The organism is Micromonospora sp. WMMC250, from assembly GCF_027460215.1.
GTDB classification, from domain to species: domain Bacteria; phylum Actinomycetota; class Actinomycetes; order Mycobacteriales; family Micromonosporaceae; genus Micromonospora; species Micromonospora taraxaci.
Genome location: NZ_JAPZBJ010000002.1, coordinates 5,947,638 through 5,965,404, shown reverse-complemented (window position 1 = coordinate 5,965,404; position 17,767 = coordinate 5,947,638). Strand labels below are relative to the sequence as shown.

Sequence of the window (17,767 nt, the reverse complement as noted above, 5' to 3'; positions counted from 1 at the left end):
GTCGGACCGGCTCCCCCGCCGCGTTTCTCGCACCCACCGACCACGACGGCACGTGTTCCCGGCCCGTGACCGTCGCGGCAACGGCGGCCACGGGTCGGGACCGCGCCTCACCTGTCGGCGTCCACCCAACCGTCCAGCCAGCGGTGGATGAGGAACAACGCGATCGACGACGGTGGCGGCAGGATCAACTGCGCACCGTCGCCCACGTCCACCGTCTTTCCGGCCAGGGCCGCCCCGATCTCGCGACGCGAGAACCACCTGGCGTACGCGATCTCGGACGGGTCGACCCGCACCGGATCATCAGGGTTGGCGGTGGCCAGGAAACCCAGCATCAGCGAGCCCGGGAACGGCCATGCCTGGCTGCCCACGTACCCGATGCGCTCGACCTCGATGCCCACCTCCTCGCGGACCTCGCGCAGGACGGCGGCCTCGGCCGACTCGCCCGGCTCGACATAACCGGCCAGGCAGGAGTAGCGCCGGCCGCCGGGAGTGCCCGGCCAACTGGCGTTGTTGCCAAGCAGACAACGCCCGTCCGGGCCGGTCACGTCGTCGTGCACCAGAACGATCATCGCCGGGTCGGTACGCGGCCAGATCCGCCCACCGTTGCGGTCCACCCGGGACCAACCGGCCTCGTCCATCGCGGTCGGCGCCCCGGTGCTCGTCGAGTAACCGTGCCGGGTGTGCCAGTTGAGCAGCGCCAACGCGGTGGTGAAGATGCCCGCCTCGCGGTCGGCCAGCAGGTGACCCACCTCGCGCAGGTTGACCGCCCGGGTCCCCGGTACCGCCGGCAGCGGGGCGTCGACAGCGAAGACCGGCACCCCGTCCGGCTCGACACCGAGGAACATCGCCGTCGACTCGGAACCGGCCGGCACATCGGCCGCACCGAACAGCACCAGAGCCGGAGGCGACGCGTCGGTGCGGGCCAGCGTCCGACCGTCGGCGGTCGAGTCGAGCAGCAACACCCGTGCACGCAGCCACGCCTCGGTCAGCCACTGCGCGTCACCCCGCCGGTGTGCCGCCCGGTCCAGCGTAGATCGCGCCAACGGCGGGGACGCCTCCCCGCTCACGCTGCCGGCTCGGTGTGGACAGTGGTCAGCGCGGCCAGACCCGGGGTCACCCGCTCCGCGTCACCGAGCACCACCACCGCCGCCCGCGCCGGTGCCAGGTACCTCGCGCCCACCCGCGCGACGTCGTCGATGCTCGCCTTCGCCAACCTCGCCGCGTACTCGGCGAGGAAGTCCAGGCGCAGCCCGTTGCCCGCGTACGCGCTGGTCAGCGCCGCCAATCCGGCCTGGGTGGACATGCCGAGCTGGAGGGTGCCCAGGGCGTACTGGCGCGCCTGCTCCAACTCCTCGGGCTTCGGCGGCAGTGACGCCAGCCGGCCCAACTCGTACGTGGTCTCCAGCAGGGCCGGGCCGGTGACCTCGGTGGCCACCTCGGCGGAGGCGACCAGCACCGACCCGGCCACGGAGTGCTCGATGCCCGAGTGCGGGCCGTACGTGTAGCCCTTGTCCTCGCGGATGTTCTCCACCCAGCGGGAGGAGAAGTAGCCGCCGAAGATCAGGTTGGCCAGTTGCAGCGCGGCGTGGTCGGGGTCGGTGCGGGACACCGCCGGAAGCGCGATCCGCAGCGAGGACTGCACCGAACCGGGCCGGTCGACCAGCAGCAGGGGCCCCGGCTCCAACGGTGGGGTGGCCGGCAGTTCGGCGATCCGCCCGGCGCCCGCCCAGCCGCCGAGCGCCCGCTCGGCCGCGTCCAACGCCTTCTCCGGCTGCACGTCGCCGACCAGCACCAACTGCGCGCCAGAAGGATGGACCCGCTCCGCGTGCAGGGTGCGCAGCGCCGCCGGTCGGACGGCTCGGATCTGCCCCGGTTCCGGGGTCTGCGTCGCGTACGGGTGCCGGCCGTAGACCCGCTTCAGCAGCGCCTCCCGGGCCAGGTGCGCCGGCTGACTCTGCGCCACCTGGATCCGGTCGACCAGTCGGTCCCGTTCGGTGGCGACCTCGTCGCTCGGGTAGTTGGCGCTGGTCAGCACGTCGGCCAGCAGCTCCAGCATCCGGTCGAGGCCGGTGACCAGCCCAGCGCCGGAGAGCATCAGCCGGTCCGGGTCGACGCCCGCGGACAGCCCGCCACCCACCTTCTGCAACTCGGCGGCGAGCTGCACGCTCGTCATCGACTCGGTGCCGGAGAGCATCGTCTGCGAGAGCATCGCCCCCCGGGCCAGGTGGACCCGCCCGAACGGCACCCAGAGCCGCAACTCGACCAGGGGCACGGCGGGCCGGCGTACGGCGATCACGGTGAGGCCGTTGCGCAGCGTGCGCTCGGCCTGCTTGGGCACCTTGAGCTTGCGGGTCGGCCCCAGCGGGGGCAACGTGCGCGGCGCGGCGGCGACAGTCCCGGTCATCGGGCACCACCGGCGATGACCTCGATCGCGGCGCGACGCTCCGGCCGCAGGGTGGCCGCGGCGGCCCGGACCTGCTCCTCGGTGACCTCGCCGACCAACCGTGGCAACTCGTTGAGCAGGCCCGGTTCGCCGCGCTGCTGTTCCAGCACGGCCATCCGCAGCGCGCGGCCGAGCACCGCGTCGGTGTCGCGCAACAGGTGCGTCGCCATACGGGCCTGGGTGCGGTCCAGCTCACCGTCGGTCAGCCCGTCGGTGGCCAGCCGGTCCAGCTCCTCGTCGATGGTGCGCAGCACCTTGTCCACGTCGCCTCCGGGCGGCAGGTGCGCCTGCAACAGCAGGGCGGTGGGGTCACGGACGTCGAACGGGTCGCCCATGAAGCCGAGGTATCCACCGAGGCTGGTCACCATGCGGTCGCGCTGCACGAGTCGTTCGACCAGCCGCGAGGCGTCGCCGTCGGTGAGCACCTCGGCCAGCACCACGTACGGCAGGTAGCCGGCGAAGTCGCTGATCGGATCGGGCACACGCCAGGCGCCGGCCACCGCAGGCAGCGGGGCGAGGGCATCGGTGTACGAGGTGCGCCGCTCCGTGGTCAGGTCGGGCTCGGTGAAGTCGGGTCGTCGCGGCGCCAGCCGGGCCGGCACGTCCCCGAAGTGCCTGGTGACCAGCTCGGTCGCCTCGGCCACGTCGATGTCGCCGCTGACGGCCAGGACCGCGTTGCCGCTGGCGTAGTAGCGGCGGAAGAAGTCCGCGGCGTCGGCGACGGTCGCCGACTCCAGGTCGTCGAAGGAGCCGTAGCCGTCGTGCGCGTTCGGGAACGTGTCGAACATGACCGGCGGGAGGGTCAGCCAGGGGAAACCGCCGTACGGCCGGTTGAGGACGTTGACCCGGATCTCCTCCTTGACCACGTCGACCTGGTTGCGCAGGTTCTCCTCGGTCAGCCGGGGGCCACGCATCCGGTCCGCCTCCAGGAACAGCGCCCGTTCCAACGCGTTGCTCGGCAGCGTCTCGAAGTAGTCGGTGTAGTCCAGGTGGGTGGACCCGTTGAAGGTGCCACCCGCACCCTGCACGTGCCGGAAGTGGGCCAGCTTCTCCAGGTTCTCCGAGCCCTGGAACATCAGGTGCTCGAAGAGGTGGGCGAAGCCGGTGCGGCCCTCCGGCTCGGAACGGATGCCGACGTCGTAGACGACCGCCACCCCGATCACCGGGGCGCTGCGATCAGGGGTGAGCACCACCCGCAGGCCGTTGTCGAGGGTGAACCGCTCGACCGGATACTTCGTCGCTGGAATTCTGGATCTCCGCGCCACGGGATCGACCCTAGCGCGTCGGCACCCCCACCACCTGCGACCTACCCGGAGCCGCCGCTACCGAAGCGGTGACCAGCGGCAGGACCTCGGCGCCGACCCGCTCGGCCTCCTCGCGGTGCGGCCAGCCGGAGAGGACGAACTCGTCGACGCCGAGCGACGCGTACTCGTCGATCCGGGCCGCCACCTCGGCGTAGCTGCCGACCAGCGCGGTGCCGGCGCCCTCGCGGACCAGGCCGACGCCGGCCCAGAGGTTCGGCGCGACGGTGAGCCCGTCGGTGCGGCCGGCGTTGAGCGCGGCCATCCGGGCCTGGCCCACCGAGTCCATCCGGCGGAACCGGGCCTGGGCGGCGGCGATCCGCTCCGGGCCCATCCCGGCCAGCAGCCGGTCGGCCTCGGCCCACGCCTCGGCGCTGGTGGGCCGGGCGATGACGTGCAGCCGCAGGCCGGTGCGCGGGGTGCGGCCGTGCTCGGCGGCGAGCGCCCTGATCCGGGCGGTCCGGGCCGCGACGGCCGCCGGCGGCTCGCCCCACATCAGGTACACGTCGGCCTGTCGGGCGGCCACCGTCTCGGCCGCCGGGGACGCGCCACCGAAGTAGACCGGAGGCGTCTCGGCGAGCGGGGTGGCCAGGCCACCGCCGTCGACGCGGTAGTGGCTTCCGGCGTAGTCGAAGGGCCGGCCGGCCCAGGCGCGGCGGAGCACCTCGATGAACTCGCCGGTGCGGGCGTAGCGGTCGTCGTGTCCGAGGAAGTCGCCGTACGCCCGCTGCTCGGTCGGGTCGCCGCCGGTCACGATGTTGAGCGACAGCCGGCCTCCGGAGACGGCCTGGAACGCCTCGGCCTGCTGGGCGATCAGGGTGGGCAGCGCGAAGCCGGCGCGGACGGCGACCAGCATGCCGAGCCGCTCGGTGTGCTGGGCGACCGCCGCGCAGACGATCCACGGGTCGGGGCAGCCGGCGCCGACGGGCGTGAGCACGGCGGTGAATCCGTGCGTCTCGGCGGCCCGGCCGACCTCGGCGAGGTAGGCCACTGTGGCGGCCCGGTCGTGTCGGGCGGCGCCTGCGGTGACGGTGGCGGCGCCGACCTGGTCGCCGTCGCCGGAGGTGGGCAGGAACCAGTGGAAGGTCATCGCGGAGTTGCCTCTCTGGTCGATCCCCGAGTGTCGGCTACCCTAGCAAACTGGTAGGAAATACCGACATAACTGAGACGCTGAATCCCGCCATGTGGATGGGTCTTGACGCTGACCGCAGCCTGCCCCAGTCTTCCTACCAACTAAGTAGGAATACTGCGGATTGGATGGACGATGACACGGTCCCCCCTGCGCCGGATGGTCACGCTGGCCACCCTCGCCGTGGTCGGCGCGGCGACCCTGGGCAGCACCGCCGCGTGCGGCGACGACGACAGCAAGGGCGCGAGCGGAAGCTCCGGCCCGGTGACGCTGCGCCTCGGCTACTTCCCCAACATCACCCACGCGCCGGCTGTCGTCGGCGTGGAAAAGGGCATCTTCGCCGAGAAGCTCGGCGCGAACGTCAAACTGGACCCGAAGACCTTCAACGCCGGGCCGGCCGCCATCGAGGCCGTCTTCTCCGGCGCGCTGGACGCCACCTACATCGGTCCGAACCCGACGGTGAACGCCTTCTCCAAGTCCAAGGGTGAGGCCGTCCGGGTCGTCTCCGGCGCGGCCTCCGGCGGCGTGGCCCTGGTGGTCAAGCCCGCCATCAGCGGCGTGCAGGACCTCAAGGGCAAGAAGATCGCCACCCCGCAGCTGGGCAACACCCAGGACGTGGCGATCCGCTACTGGCTGAAGCAGCAGGGGCTGACCACCACGAAGGAGGGTGGCGGCGACGTCAAGATCGTGCCGCAGGAGAACGCCCAGACGGTCGAGACGTTCAACAGCGGCGCGATCGACGGCGCCTGGGTGCCCGAGCCGTTCGTCTCCCGCCTCGTCAACGCCGGCGGCAAGGTGCTCGTCGACGAGCGCGACCTGTGGCCGGACAAGAAGTTCGTCATCACCAACCTGCTGGTCAGCACCAAGTTCCTCAAGGCGCACCCGGACGTCGTGCAGAAGCTGGTCGACGGCCAGGTCGCCGCGAACGAGTTCGTCAACAGCAAGCCCGAGGAGGCCCAGCAGGCCATCTCCGACGCGATCGGGAAGATCACCGGAAAGCCGCTGGACCTGAAGCTCATCAAGCAGGCGTGGCCGACGTTGGAGTTCACCAACGACCCGATCGCGACCTCGCTCAAGGCCGGTCTCGACCACGCCGTCGACGTCAAGCTGACCGAGCCGGTCGACCTCAACGGCCTGTACGACCTGAAGTACCTGAACAACGCGCTCAAGGCCGCCGGCAAGCCCGAGGTCGTCCAGCCATGACGTCGACCACGACGACGCCGCAGGGCGCGACCACAGCGGTCGCGCTCTCCGGCGTGACCAAGGTGTACGGGCGCGGGGCGAACGCCGTCCTGGCCCTCGACGGTGTGTCGCTGGACGTCGCACCCGGCGAGTTCGTCTGCCTGGTCGGTGCCTCCGGCTGCGGCAAGAGCACCCTGCTGAACCTGGTCGCCGGCCTGGACCGGCCCAGCGGCGGGCAGATCACGCTCCACGGTGACACCAACCCGGGGCTGATGTTCCAGGAGCCGGCGCTGTTTCCCTGGCTGACCGTCGACGGCAACGTGGAGGTGCCGCTGAAGCTGCGCCGACTGCCCCGGACCGAGCGGCGCGAGCGGATCGCCGAGCTCCTGCGTACGGTGCACCTGGCCGACTTCGGCCGCAAGCGCCCCCACGAGCTCTCCGGCGGAATGCGCCAACGCGTCGCGCTGGCCCGCACGCTGGCCCTGGACACCCCGGTGCTGCTGATGGACGAGCCGTTCGGCGCGTTGGACGCGATGACCCGGGACATCCTGCACGACGAGCTGGAACGCATCTGGTCCGAACGCAATCTCTCGGTGCTCTTCGTGACGCACAACGTCCGCGAGGCCGCCCGCCTGGCCGACCGCATCATCCTGCTCTCCAGCCGCCCCGGCCGGATCATCTACTCCACGAAGGTGGACATCCCGCGCCCCCGACGGATCGACTCCCCCGAGGTCGCCGCCATCGCCGCCGACGTCACCGAGCGGCTCCGTACGGAGGTGGGCCGCCATGGCCAATGACACGCTGACCAGTGCCGCGCGCACCGACGCGCAGATCTCCGGCCTGGACGCGCTGGAGATCGCCGGACGGGACACGGAGATCACCCGAGGTGCCCGGATCTGGGCGGCCACCTGGCCGAAGTTGGCGGCGCTGGCCATCGCCATCGCGGCCTGGCAGGTGGTGGTCTGGTCGGGCTGGAAGCCGCCGTACTCCCTGCCCGGGCCGCTGGAGGTCGGCCGTGAGCTGGTCGCCCAGGCCCAGGGCCCGCAGCTCTGGGAGGGTCTGCTCACCACCCTGCGCCGGGCCGCCGTCGGCTACGTCTTCTCGGTCGCGGTCGGCCTGCTGCTGGGGTTGGCGGTGGCCCGGTCGAAGGTGCTCCGCGCCGCCATCGGCTCGATGATCACGGCGTTGCAGACCATGCCGTCGATCGCGTGGTTCCCGCTGGCCATCCTGCTGTTCGAGCTGAGCGAGAAGGCGATCTTCTTCGTGGTGGTGCTCGGCGCCGCTCCGTCCATCGCCAACGGGGTGATCTCCGGTGTGGACTACGTGCCGCCACTGCTGCTGCGCGCCGGTCGCAACCTGGGCGCCCGGGGGCTCAACCTGTACCGGTACGTCATCGCTCCGGCCGCCCTGCCGGCGATCGTCGCCGGGCTCAAGCAGGGGTGGGCGTTCTCCTGGCGCAGCCTGATGGCCGGCGAACTGATCGTGGTCGGCATCTCGCAGACCTCGCTCGGCGCACAGCTGACCTACTCCAGAGAGTTGTCCGACGCGCCCTGGCTGCTCTCCACGATGATCGTCATCCTGGTGCTCGGGCTCGGCGTGGATGCCGCCTTCGGCGCGGCCGACAAGGCGATCCGGCGACGCTGGGGCGTGCTCGACCAGGCGGGCAACTGACCCGTGTACGTCTCCGCGCGCAGCGACTACGCGCTCCGGGCGATGCTCGCCGTCGCCAGTGGTGGCGGCGACGGCGAGCATGGTGAGCTGGTGAAGGCCGCCAGCCTGGCCGAGGCGCAGGACATCCCGCTCAGCTTCCTCCAGGGCATCCTGCTCGACCTGCGCCGGGCCGGTCTGCTGCACAGCCATCGCGGCGCCGACGGCGGGTACGCGTTGACCCGTCCGCCGCACGAGATCACGGTCGGGGACGTGTTACGGGCGGTGGGCGGCTCGCTCACCACGGTGCGCGGCCTGCCGGCCGAGCGCGCCGGCTACCACGGGGTGGCCGCCGGCCTGACCGACGTCTGGTTGGCGGTGCACGGGGCGATCGCCACCGTCGTCGACAGCACCAGCCTGGCCGACCTGCTCACCCACGCTCCCACGACCTCGTGAGCCAGGAAGGCGATGTGGTCGGGTCGGTGCCCCGCCGGCCCGACCACACCTCGTACCGATCCTGACCGGGCCTGCCCCTCCGCCGGCGCCGGTCGGCCGGTCGCTGCTCAACCCACGTGTGCGACAGCCGGGCCGGCGCCCTGGTCACCGGGGCCGCGCAGCTCCACCAGACCCGCGGGAGCGTTACCCGCCGAGGTGGCGTGCCAGGGCGCGAAGGCCGCAACCATGGCGAGCAGCAGCCCGGCGAGCGCCACCGCGACCACCAGGATCAGTTCCCGCAGTGCACCCGAGCCGGCTTCGCCCGCCATGGTCACCCCTCCCTGCCGGGCCCCCCGCCCGACATCCCCCGGTGGTCAGCCTCGACCACCCTCAGCCGGGACACAGTCGGCCAGCCGACCAAGGCGAGGCTGATTACCGACTCAGACGAGCGGTCGGACGGCGCGGCCGATCGGCCACCGCATCGTCCCCACTGAACCGGCCGCGACGCACCGGGACCACAGCGCCGTCCGCCGACCGCCGAGCGGTCCGACAAACAAGACCGACCCGCCCAGCCGAAGCGGGGCGGGTCGGTCGAGGCGCAGAAGATCAGACGGTACGGGGACGGCGCGGGCGGCGGGACCGGCCCGACGCCCGGTGCGCCGGGCGGGGCGCGCCATCGGTGGGCGTACCACCGTTGCCACGCCCCCGGGCGGCCGGTGCCGGCGGGGCGACGATGGTCACCGGCACACCGGACGGCTCGCGGGCACCGGTCACCCGGGCCAACGCCTCGCCGTCGGCGCGCACCTGGACCGACTCGGGCCGGATGCCGGCGGTGGCCATCAACCGGGACACGTCCCGGCGCTGCTCGGGCAGGACCAGGGTGACCACAGTGCCGGACTCACCGGCCCGGGCGGTACGACCGCCCCGGTGCAGGTAGTCCTTCGCCTCGGTCGGCGGGTCCACGTTGACCACCATGTCCAGGCCGTCCACGTGGATGCCCCGGGCCGCCACGTCGGTGGCGACCAGTGCGGTCACCTGGCCGTTGCGGAACTGCTCCAGGATCCGGGTGCGCTGCGGCTGCGACTTGCCGCCGTGCAACGCGGCCGCGCGTACCCCCTTGGACAGCAACTGGCGGGCCAGGCGGTCGGCGCGGTGCTTGGTGCCCATGAACAGGATGGTGCGGCCCTCGCGGGCGGCGATCCTGGTCAACGCGTCGGGCTTGTCCAGCGCGTCGACGTGCAGCACGTGGTGGGTCATCGCGGTGACGGTGGCGGTGCCCGGGTCGACCGAGTGGGTGACCGGGTTGCTCAGGAAGCGACGGACCAGCCGGTCGACGCCACCGTCCAGGGTGGCCGAGAAGAGCATCCGCTGCCCCTGCGGCGCGACCTGCTCCAACAGCTTGGTGACCTGCGGCAGGAAGCCCATGTCGGCCATCTGGTCGGCCTCGTCCAGCACGGTGATCTCGACCTGGTCGAGCCGGGCGTCGCCGCGGTTGATCAGGTCGTGCAGCCGGCCGGGGGTGGCGACGACAACCTCGGCGCCAGCACGCAGAGCATCCGCCTGCCGCTGCAACGACAGCCCGCCGACAACTGTGGCGCACCGCAGCCCGACGGCACGCGCGTACGGGGCGAGCGCCGTGGTGACCTGCTGGGCCAGTTCGCGGGTCGGCACCAGCACCAGGGCGAGCGGGCGGCCCGGACGGGCCTTACGGCCGGCGGTGCGGGACAGCAGCGGAAGCCCGAAGGCGAGGGTCTTGCCGGAGCCGGTACGACCCCGGCCCAGCACGTCCCGGCCGGCGAGCGAGTCGGGCAGCGTCGCCGACTGGATCGGGAACGGCTCGGTGATGCCCTGCGCGGTCAACGCGGTGAGCAACGCCGGAGCCAGGCCGGTATGTGCGAAAGAAGGAATAACTGTGGTCATGCGGAAGCCTTCCTCGACGCGGCACGTGTCGAGGGAGGGCGCCGACGTCGGCGCTGTCACCGGCGGCAGCAAGGCAGCCGGGACTCACAAGCACGAACCGATTGGAGTACGGGCCGGCCCGCCACCGGGCCGCCGCCTGCGTTGGCAGGCGGCGGCGAGGCGGGCCGGTCCCGTCACCGTCACACCCGGAGGGCGCGACAGGTAATGCTGACCGATCCGAAGATCAGAGCGGGCGGATGTTCTCCGCCTGCGGGCCCTTCTGGCCCTGGGTCACCTCGAACTCGACCCGCTGGTTCTCGTCCAGGCTCCGGTAGCCGGAGGACTGGATCGCCGAGAAGTGGGCGAAGACGTCAGCGCCGCCGCCGTCCGGGGTGATGAAGCCGAAGCCCTTGTCAGCGTTGAACCACTTCACGGTGCCAATAGCCATGTGTTTCGTCTCCTTGACGGAACGTCGGACCCGCACTTGTTGCGTGCCCGAAGAGGAGCGCTCCGCGCGGGGATGCGCGAATCGCCTGTCGCTTCTGGTCGCCCCGCCCGGAGAACTCCGGACACAACAAAGAGCGCCTGGGGCCACAATCCCGCCAGGCGCACACAGAGTCTCTGGTAACCAAAACTGCAACCCGGTCAACCTACCACGGATTTCGCCGCCATGGTCAATGTTGGGCGGAATCTTCGGGCAACTGGGTGATCATGGCCGTGAGCCCCGCCACGTCCAGCAGATCGGCAGGCCGGACCGTCACCCCGTGCCGGACGTAGTGGAACGCGGCACCCACCCGGTCGACCGGCACACCGGCCAACTCCGCCCAGGCCAGCCGGTAGACGGCCAACTGCACGGCGGCCACGTCCGCCGCCGGCCCGGTCGGCTGCGCGCCGGTCTTCCAGTCGACCACGTCGAACCGCCCACCCGGCCGGGCGAAGACCGCGTCCATCCGCCCCCGCACCACGACCCCGGCGATCACCGTGGCGAACGGCACCTCCACCTCCACCGGCGACCGGTCGGCCCACTCACTGGCCAGGAACCGCTCCTGGAGCTCGACCAGCGCCTCGTCGGGCGCGGCATCCGCGTCGGCCGCACCCGGCAACTCGTCCAGATCCAGCAGGCGGTCAGCGCCGAAGCGCTGCTCCAACCAGGCGTGGAAGGCGGTGCCTCGACGCGCGTACGGGTTGGGTTCGGTCGGAACGGGACGGCGCAGCGTACGGGCCAACCCCGCCGGGTCACGCCGCAACGCCACCAGCTGGGTGACGCTCAACTGCCCGGGCAGTGCCACCTCGACCGCGCCCGAGAGCCTGGTCAGCTCGGCCCGCTCGGCCAGCAGCAGATCCGCCTCGCGCTGCCAGCGCGCCACCTCCGGGTCCGGCTCCGGCTCCGCTTCCGGCTCCACCGACTCCGGCGACCCGGTGAGCGCCGACCCCACCGGCCCGGGCAGCACCGGCCCCACCGGCCCGGCGACCACCGCGCTCGGACCGTCGGTCATCAGGCGACGCACCAGCCCGGCCGCCTCCGCCAGCACCGGCCGACGGCCACCCAGCGGGTCGGCCGGCCACTCCGCGCGGAGCACCACCTCGGCCGTGGGGTTCGTCGCATCCGGGGTCGGCTCCGGCGCCCACACGTCGATCAGATGCCCCGGCCCACCGTCGAGGCACGCGTCGTACACCTCGCGGAGGAAGACCGACGGACCTCGCGGTCGCTTCGTGCCCTCCCCCCACCAGTAGCCGGAGCAGAGCAGCAGCCGGCGCGGCCGGGTGACCGCCACGTACGTCAGTCGGCGCTCCTCCCGCTCGTCGTGGGCCCGCCACGCGTCGGTGAAGTCGGTCACCGCCCGAGCGACAGCCCGCTGGTCGGCCGCCTCGTCGAGCGCCAGCTCGGGCAACCCGTCCGCGTCACCGCGCAGGGGGAACGGCAGCACACCCAGCCCACCCAGCCAGTGATCGGAGTTGCGGACCGGGCCCGGCCACAGCCCACGGCTCAGCCCGGCCACCGCCACCACGTCCCACTCCAGGCCCTTGGCGGCGTGCGCGGTGACCACCTGCACCGCGCCCTCCACCACCTCGACCTCGCCCGGTGCCAGGCCGCGCTCCTCGTCCTCGGCGGCGGCCAGGTACGACAGGAAACCGGAGAGCGTCGCGCCCGGGGTCTCCCCGCTGAAGCGGGCCGCCACATCCCCCAACGCGTCCAGGTGCCCCCGGGCCAGACCCGCGTCGCCGGCGCCGTCCCGGCCGGCCCGCACCGCGACCTCCACGTCCAGGCCGATGGTCCGCTCGATGTCCGCGATCAGGTCCGGCAGGGGCTGGTCCAGTCGGTAGCGCAGCAGTGCCAACTCCAGCCCGTACGCGCGCAACCGCGCGAAACCCTCCGCCGAGTACGCCTGCGCCGGGCCGAGATCGGCCAACGCCTCCACCAGTGTCGCCTCGTCCAGCAGGTCCGGGCTGATGTCCGAGGCGTCGTCAGCGGCGACCTGCCGACGGGAGTGGGCGATCGCCCGAGCCCGCCGGTGCAGCGCCACCAGGTCCCGTGGCCCGATCCGCCAACGAGCGCCGGTGAGCAACCGCAACAGCGCGGCACCGTCGGTCGGATCGGCGAGCACCCGCAGCGTGCAGACCACGTCACGGACCTCGGGAGTGTCCAGCAGGCCACCCAGCCCGACCACCTCCACCGGAAGGCCGCGCTCGCGCAACGCCGACTCGATCGCCGGGATCTGGCTGCGTACGCGGACCAGCACGGCCGTCGTGGGACGCTGCGCCACCGGGATGTGCTCGGGAGCCGTGCCCGGCATCCGGGCCGCACCACGCCAGGCGGCGAGCACGCTGTCCGCGATCCAGTCCGCCTCGTCGGCGTACGTCGACAGCATCGCGCAGTGCACGGTGCCCCCGGCCGCACCACCGGGGCTGCGGTGCGGGATCGGCTCCCGGACGGTCAACGCCGAGCGCAGCTCCGGCACCTGGGCGCCCGCCGCGCGTAGTGGAGTGGACAGCGCGTTCGCCACCCGGAGGATCTCCGGACGGTTACGCCAGCTCGTGGTGAGACCGAGCGCCTGGGCGGGTCGACCGTCGACGCGGGCGAACTCGGCGGGGAACCGGTCCAGGGTGCCGGCGCTGGCCCCCCGCCAGCCGTAGATGGACTGACACGGGTCGCCCACGGCCGTCACCGGGTGGTCGCCGCCGAACAGCGCGTTGAGCAGCACCACCTGGGCGTGGCTGGTGTCCTGGTACTCGTCGAGCAACACCACCCGGAAACGATCCCGCTCGATCTGGCCGACCGCCGGGTGGTCCCGGGCCACCCGGGCCGCCCGGGCGAGCTGGTCGGCGAAGTCCATCGCCTCGAAGTTCTCCTTGCGCCGGGCGTACGCCCGCACCAGGGGCAGCAGGCGCAGCCGGGTCTGTTGCAGGGCGAGCGCCTTGCGCACGTCGGCATACACGCGACCCGGCCGGGACTGCACCTCGGCGAAGAATCGTCCCGTCCAGGCCGCCAGCTGGTCCGGTGCCACCAGGTGCTCGTCCAGCTCGCCGGCGAGCGCCAACACCGCGTCGGTGATGGTGCTCGGCATCCGGTCCACCTCGGACATGTCACCGTCGTAGTTGCGCACCAGCAGGTCGACCAACTGCCACCGGGAGGCCTCGGTGAGCAGCCGGGTGGACGGCTCGTAACCGGCCCGCAGCCCGTGCTCGGTGACGATGCGCCCCGCGTAGGAGTGGTAGGTGGAGACGGTGGGCTCACCCGCGAGCGGGTCGTCCAGCGGATCCCGGCCCTGCCGGCCGACCCGGCGGATCAGTTGGTCGAGCCGGGTACGGACCCGGTGGGCCAGTTCGCCGGCCGCCTTGCGGGTGAAGGTCAGCCCGAGGATCTGCTCCGGGCGCACGTACGAGTTGGCCACCAACCAGACCACCCGCGCGGCCATCGTCTCGGTCTTGCCCGACCCGGCGCCCGCGACCACCAGCAGCGGCTCCACCGGGGCGGCGATGATCGCGGCCTGCTCCCGGGTGGGGGCCGGCAACCGCAGCAGCTTCGCCAGCTCCGTGGGCGTGTACCGGGGACCGGAGTCCGCCCGCCGGGGCGTCGGCGCGGGGCCCGCTCCGAACAGGGTGGGCTGGGTCATGGGTTCTCCGGGGGGCGGACGGTCGGGGGCTCGACCACCTGGCGTCCCTGCCCGGAGACCGGGCAGCTGGTCCGCACCGGGCAGACCCGGCACTTCGAGTTGGCCACCGCGGCGAACGTGGCGGCTGCCATCGTATCGGCGGTGCGCCGGACCAGTGCCGTCGCCCAGCCGGCCGCCGGTCCCTCGCCGGCCGCCGGCTGGTTCTGCTCCCGGGCGTCCTTCGCCGAGGTGCCGAGCTGCACCAGCGCGGCACCCCCCGACTCGTCCCCGAACTCGGCGAACGCCCCCGCCTCCACCGCCGCCTGGTAGGCGCCGAGCTGCGGATGTTCGGCCAGTTCGGCACCGGTGACGGCGGTGGACTTGCCGGTCTTCAGGTCGATCACCACGAGCCGACCGGCCTCGTCGATCTCCAACCGGTCGACCCGCCCGGCCAGGTCCACCGGCCGGTTCGGGTCGTCCAGACGGACGGCGAACTCGTGCTCGATGGCGAGCAGCCGCCGCGGGTTGGTGGCCAACCAACGCAGCAGCTTGTCGACCATCGCCTCGGCACGCTCGCGCTCCGGCCCGGCCATCCACCGGGCGGCCAACTCGATCGCGTCGAACCGGGCGGCCACGTAGTCGAGCAGAGCGCCCCGGTCGGCGCTGGCGTCCTCGGCGAGCATCGCGGCGGCGTGGACCAGGTTGCCCACGCCCTGCGCCGTGCTGGTCGGGCCGCTACCGCCGTGCCGTTCGAGCAACCACCGCAGGCTGCACCGCAGTGCGCTCTCCATCGCCGACGGGGTGACCCGAACCGGCTTACCCTCGTCGACCAGCGGCCGGTCGTCGGAGAGCGCGCGCAACCCCCACCAGTCGTCGGGGTGGGCGCCGGGCACCCCGGCTGCGGCGAGCCGCGCCAGCTCGGCCGCCGCGGCGCGCCGCCGGCCCGCCGGAGCGGCCGGGTCGGTGATGGCGGTACGCAGTTCCGCGACAAGTGCCGGCAGGGTGAGCGCCCGGGGTGGACGGGTCACCGGCAGCGCCCCGGGACGGTCCGCCCCCGCGTCGCCGTCATTCACGTCGCCGTCGGTCCCGCCGCCGCTCCCGCCGTCGGTTCCGCCGTCGGCGAGGGGCGTGCCGTCGTCGGAGGACGTACCGCCGGGCACACCGCCGGTGGAGCCTCCGCGCTGCGGACCGTTGCGCGGGCCGGGCGGTGCGGTCGGGTCGGCCGGTCCGGTGCCGTCCGGTGGTCGGGGCGGCGTGTGAGGGACCAGCTCGTGCAGGAACCGGCTCGGCTGTTCCTCGTGGTCGTCACCGCCGACGGCGGCCGACGCGACGGCGCTGACCAGCAACCGGTGCCGGGCCCGGCTGATGGCGACGTGGAAGAGCCGACGCTCCTCGTCCAGAAGGGCGGAGGTCTGACCCACCACGTTGGCCGCGGTGGCCCCGTCGACGGACCGACCGGCCAACACGTCGACCAGCCGCTCGGAACCGAGCAGACTGCCGCGCAGTCGAAGATCCGGCCAGATGCCCTCCTGTACGCCGGCCACCGCGACCAGGTCCCACTCCAGGCCCTTCGCGGCGTGCGCGGTGAGCAGGCGTACCGCAGCGCCCCGGTCGGCGGTCGGCGCGATGGTGTCGGCCGGCAGGTCCTGGGCGAGCACGTGGTCGAGGAAGACCTCGGTGCGGGCACCGGGTAGTCGGTCGGTGAACCGGGCCGCCGCGTCGAAGAGCACCAGCACGGCGTCCAGGTCGCGGTCGGCCGCCTCGGCCCGCCGCCGCCGGGCCAGGTCGCCCTCACCGGCCGCCGGCCGACCCTGGATGATCGCGCCCGCCCAGCGCTCGGCGAGGTTGCTGGCGTGCCAGACCGCCCAGAGCACGTCCTCGGCGGTCGACCCGGGTCGGGCGGCGGCGTCCCGCGCGCACGCCAGCAACCCGGCCACCGCCTGCGCCGGTTCGGCCCAGTGCCGGTCGATGTCGGCCAGTTCCGCGGGATCGCGCAGCGCCTCCACGATCAGCTCCCCGGACGGGCGTCGGTCACCGCCGGCCAACGCGAGCGCGCGGAGGCCCTGCCGCAGCCGCCGCTCGGCCAACGGGTCGGCGCCGCCCAGAGGCGAGTGCAGCAGCGCGACCGCCGCCTCCTCGTCCAGACTCTCCGGTTCGAGCGCGCACCGCAGCAGGAGGAGCAGCGGCGCGACCGCCGGTTGCAGGTGCAGGGGCAGGTCCTCGCCGTGCACCACAGTGGGTACGCCAGCCGCGTGCAGCGCCCGTCGCAGGGTGGGCAGCTGCAACGCGGTGGACCGCACCAGCACCGCCATCCGCGACCAGGGCACGCCGTCGAGCAGATGGGCCGAACGCAGCGAGTGGGCCAGCCACGCGGCCTCGCTGGTCGCGGAGCGGAACGTGTGCACCTCGACCGTCCCGGGCGGCGCGTCCGGCAGCGGGTGCAGCCGGCGGTGCGCCGCCGGACCGCGCAGCCGGCGGCCCAGCCGAGCGACAGCCGCGAGCAGATCCGGCCCGGCCCGGTATGACGTGGTCAGCAGCACCTGTGCTGCCGGCGCCCCGGAAGCGGTGCGGAAGCGGTGCGGGAACGTGGCAACCCCGGCCGGGTCGGCACCCCGGAAGGCGTACGTGGAGGAGTCCGGGTCGGCGAACGCGACGAGTGACGTGCCTCCGCCGGCGATGACCGAGAGCAGCTCCATCTGGGCGGGGTCGGTGTCGGCCAACTCGTCGAGGTAGACGTGGGCGAGGCGGCGGCGTTCGGCGGCCAGCAACTCCTCGTCGTCGCGGAGCAGCCCGGTGGCCGCCCGGACCAGCTCGGCCGGGTCGTACGCGATGGAGCCCCGGTTGCTGACGTCGCGCAGCGCGAGCACGCTGACGTACTCCCGGAGGAAGCGGGCGGCGGCCGGCCAGTCCTCGCGGCCGAGCTTCTCGCCCAGCCGGGCCAGGTCGACCGGGCCCACACCCCGCTCGGCGGCGCGCATGAGCAGGTCGCGTAGCTGACCGGCGAACGCCCGGGTACGCAGGGCGGGGCGCAGGTCGGTCGGCCAGCCGACGGGGTCGTCGTCGGGCTCCTCGCCCACCACGTCCAGCAGCTCGCGGATGATCAGATCCTGTTCGGGGCCGGTGAGCAGCCGGGGCGAGGGCTCACCCCGTTCGGCGGCGGCGCGGCGGAGCAACCCGAAGGCGTACGCCGGGAAGGTGCGCACCAGCGGCTCGCGCAACACCCGGTGGCCGTCCTGCGCGATCCGGGCCTCGATGCGCTGCCGCAGCGCGGTGGCCCCTCGACGGCCGAAGGTCAGCACCAGGATCCGTTCCGGGTCGACCCCCTCCGCCACCCGGGCGGCCACCGCCTCGACCAGGGAGCTGGTCTTGCCGGTGCCCGGGCCGCCGAGCACGAGCATCGGCCCGTCGGTGTGCCCGACCACCTCGGCCTGCACGGGGTCGACCCGTCGGCCGGGCGCGGTGACCATCTCACCGGGGCGGTCGATCAGGCCGGTGCCCCCGGCGACCGGGGTGCCGTGGTCGGAGAGCACGGTGCCGCCGGCGGCCACGGTGCTGCCACCAGGCCCGCCGTCGCCCTCCCGCGCCGGCCCACCGGACCGCCGCACCAACCGGTACGCCTGCATCAGCTCATCCCATC

The 17,767-nt window shown here is 73.2% G+C and carries 13 protein-coding genes; 4 read left to right on the top strand and 9 right to left on the bottom strand.

Annotation, left to right across the window (positions count from 1 at the left end; translation table 11 throughout):
• Window positions 1-107: 107 nt before the first annotated feature.
• From nudC to O3438_RS27025, 4 genes are read right to left on the bottom strand one after another with little or no spacing between them, the layout of a single operon-like run.
• A complete protein-coding gene (gene nudC / locus O3438_RS27040; protein ID WP_269682460.1) occupies window positions 108-1,067 on the bottom strand; it encodes an NAD(+) diphosphatase in 960 nt (319 codons plus the stop codon).
• Complete coding sequence (locus O3438_RS27035) at window positions 1,064-2,404, bottom strand: M16 family metallopeptidase (RefSeq protein WP_269682459.1); 1,341 nt, start codon at window positions 2,402-2,404, stop codon at window positions 1,064-1,066. Before O3438_RS27035 ends, nudC begins: the two co-directional genes overlap by 4 nt.
• Window positions 2,401-3,708 carry a M16 family metallopeptidase gene (locus tag O3438_RS27030; protein WP_269682458.1) on the bottom strand — a complete coding sequence of 436 codons (1,308 nt, stop codon included), beginning with the start codon at window positions 3,706-3,708 and terminating at the stop codon, window positions 2,401-2,403. Before O3438_RS27030 ends, O3438_RS27035 begins: the two co-directional genes overlap by 4 nt.
• Window positions 3,709-3,718: 10 nt before the next feature.
• On the bottom strand, window positions 3,719-4,834 hold the full coding sequence (locus O3438_RS27025; RefSeq protein ID WP_269682457.1) for an LLM class flavin-dependent oxidoreductase: 1,116 nt from the start codon (window positions 4,832-4,834) through the stop codon (window positions 3,719-3,721).
• A 174-nt stretch (window positions 4,835-5,008) separates the two neighbouring features.
• Here O3438_RS27025 and O3438_RS27020 point away from each other — a divergent pair, with 174 nt between their 5' ends.
• From O3438_RS27020 to O3438_RS27005, 4 genes are read left to right on the top strand one after another with little or no spacing between them, the layout of a single operon-like run.
• Window positions 5,009-6,076 carry an ABC transporter substrate-binding protein gene (locus O3438_RS27020; RefSeq protein ID WP_269682456.1) on the top strand — a complete coding sequence of 356 codons (1,068 nt, stop codon included), beginning with the start codon at window positions 5,009-5,011 and terminating at the stop codon, window positions 6,074-6,076.
• Window positions 6,073-6,852: an ABC transporter ATP-binding protein gene (locus tag O3438_RS27015; RefSeq protein WP_269682455.1), complete on the top strand. Its 780-nt coding sequence runs from the start codon at window positions 6,073-6,075 to the stop codon at window positions 6,850-6,852. The genes O3438_RS27020 and O3438_RS27015 overlap by 4 nt, the downstream gene beginning before the upstream one ends.
• Complete coding sequence (locus O3438_RS27010; protein WP_269682454.1) at window positions 6,842-7,726, top strand: ABC transporter permease; 885 nt, start codon at window positions 6,842-6,844, stop codon at window positions 7,724-7,726. The genes O3438_RS27015 and O3438_RS27010 overlap by 11 nt, the downstream gene beginning before the upstream one ends.
• Before the next feature lie 3 nt (window positions 7,727-7,729).
• Window positions 7,730-8,158: an RrF2 family transcriptional regulator gene (locus O3438_RS27005; protein WP_269682453.1), complete on the top strand. Its 429-nt coding sequence runs from the start codon at window positions 7,730-7,732 to the stop codon at window positions 8,156-8,158.
• Between the two features lie 107 nt (window positions 8,159-8,265).
• Here O3438_RS27005 and O3438_RS27000 read toward each other — a convergent pair whose 3' ends face one another.
• The 5 genes from O3438_RS27000 to O3438_RS26980 all read right to left on the bottom strand — a co-directional run bounded on the left by O3438_RS27000 (window position 8,266) and on the right by O3438_RS26980 (window position 17,753).
• On the bottom strand, window positions 8,266-8,466 hold the full coding sequence (locus O3438_RS27000) for a hypothetical protein (protein ID WP_269682452.1): 201 nt from the start codon (window positions 8,464-8,466) through the stop codon (window positions 8,266-8,268).
• A 277-nt stretch (window positions 8,467-8,743) separates the two neighbouring features.
• On the bottom strand, window positions 8,744-10,057 hold the full coding sequence (locus O3438_RS26995; protein ID WP_269682451.1) for a DEAD/DEAH box helicase: 1,314 nt from the start codon (window positions 10,055-10,057) through the stop codon (window positions 8,744-8,746).
• A 223-nt stretch (window positions 10,058-10,280) separates the two neighbouring features.
• Window positions 10,281-10,484, bottom strand: a complete 204-nt coding sequence (gene cspE, locus O3438_RS26990) for a transcription antiterminator/RNA stability regulator CspE (protein WP_007464836.1) — start codon at window positions 10,482-10,484, stop codon at window positions 10,281-10,283.
• 226 nt (window positions 10,485-10,710) lie between these two features.
• Complete coding sequence (locus tag O3438_RS26985) at window positions 10,711-14,151, bottom strand: ATP-dependent helicase (RefSeq protein WP_269682450.1); 3,441 nt, start codon at window positions 14,149-14,151, stop codon at window positions 10,711-10,713.
• Window positions 14,148-17,753, bottom strand: a complete 3,606-nt coding sequence (locus O3438_RS26980; protein WP_269682449.1) for an ATP-dependent helicase — start codon at window positions 17,751-17,753, stop codon at window positions 14,148-14,150. The genes O3438_RS26985 and O3438_RS26980 overlap by 4 nt, the downstream gene beginning before the upstream one ends.
• Between the last annotated feature and the right edge of the window lie 14 nt (window positions 17,754-17,767).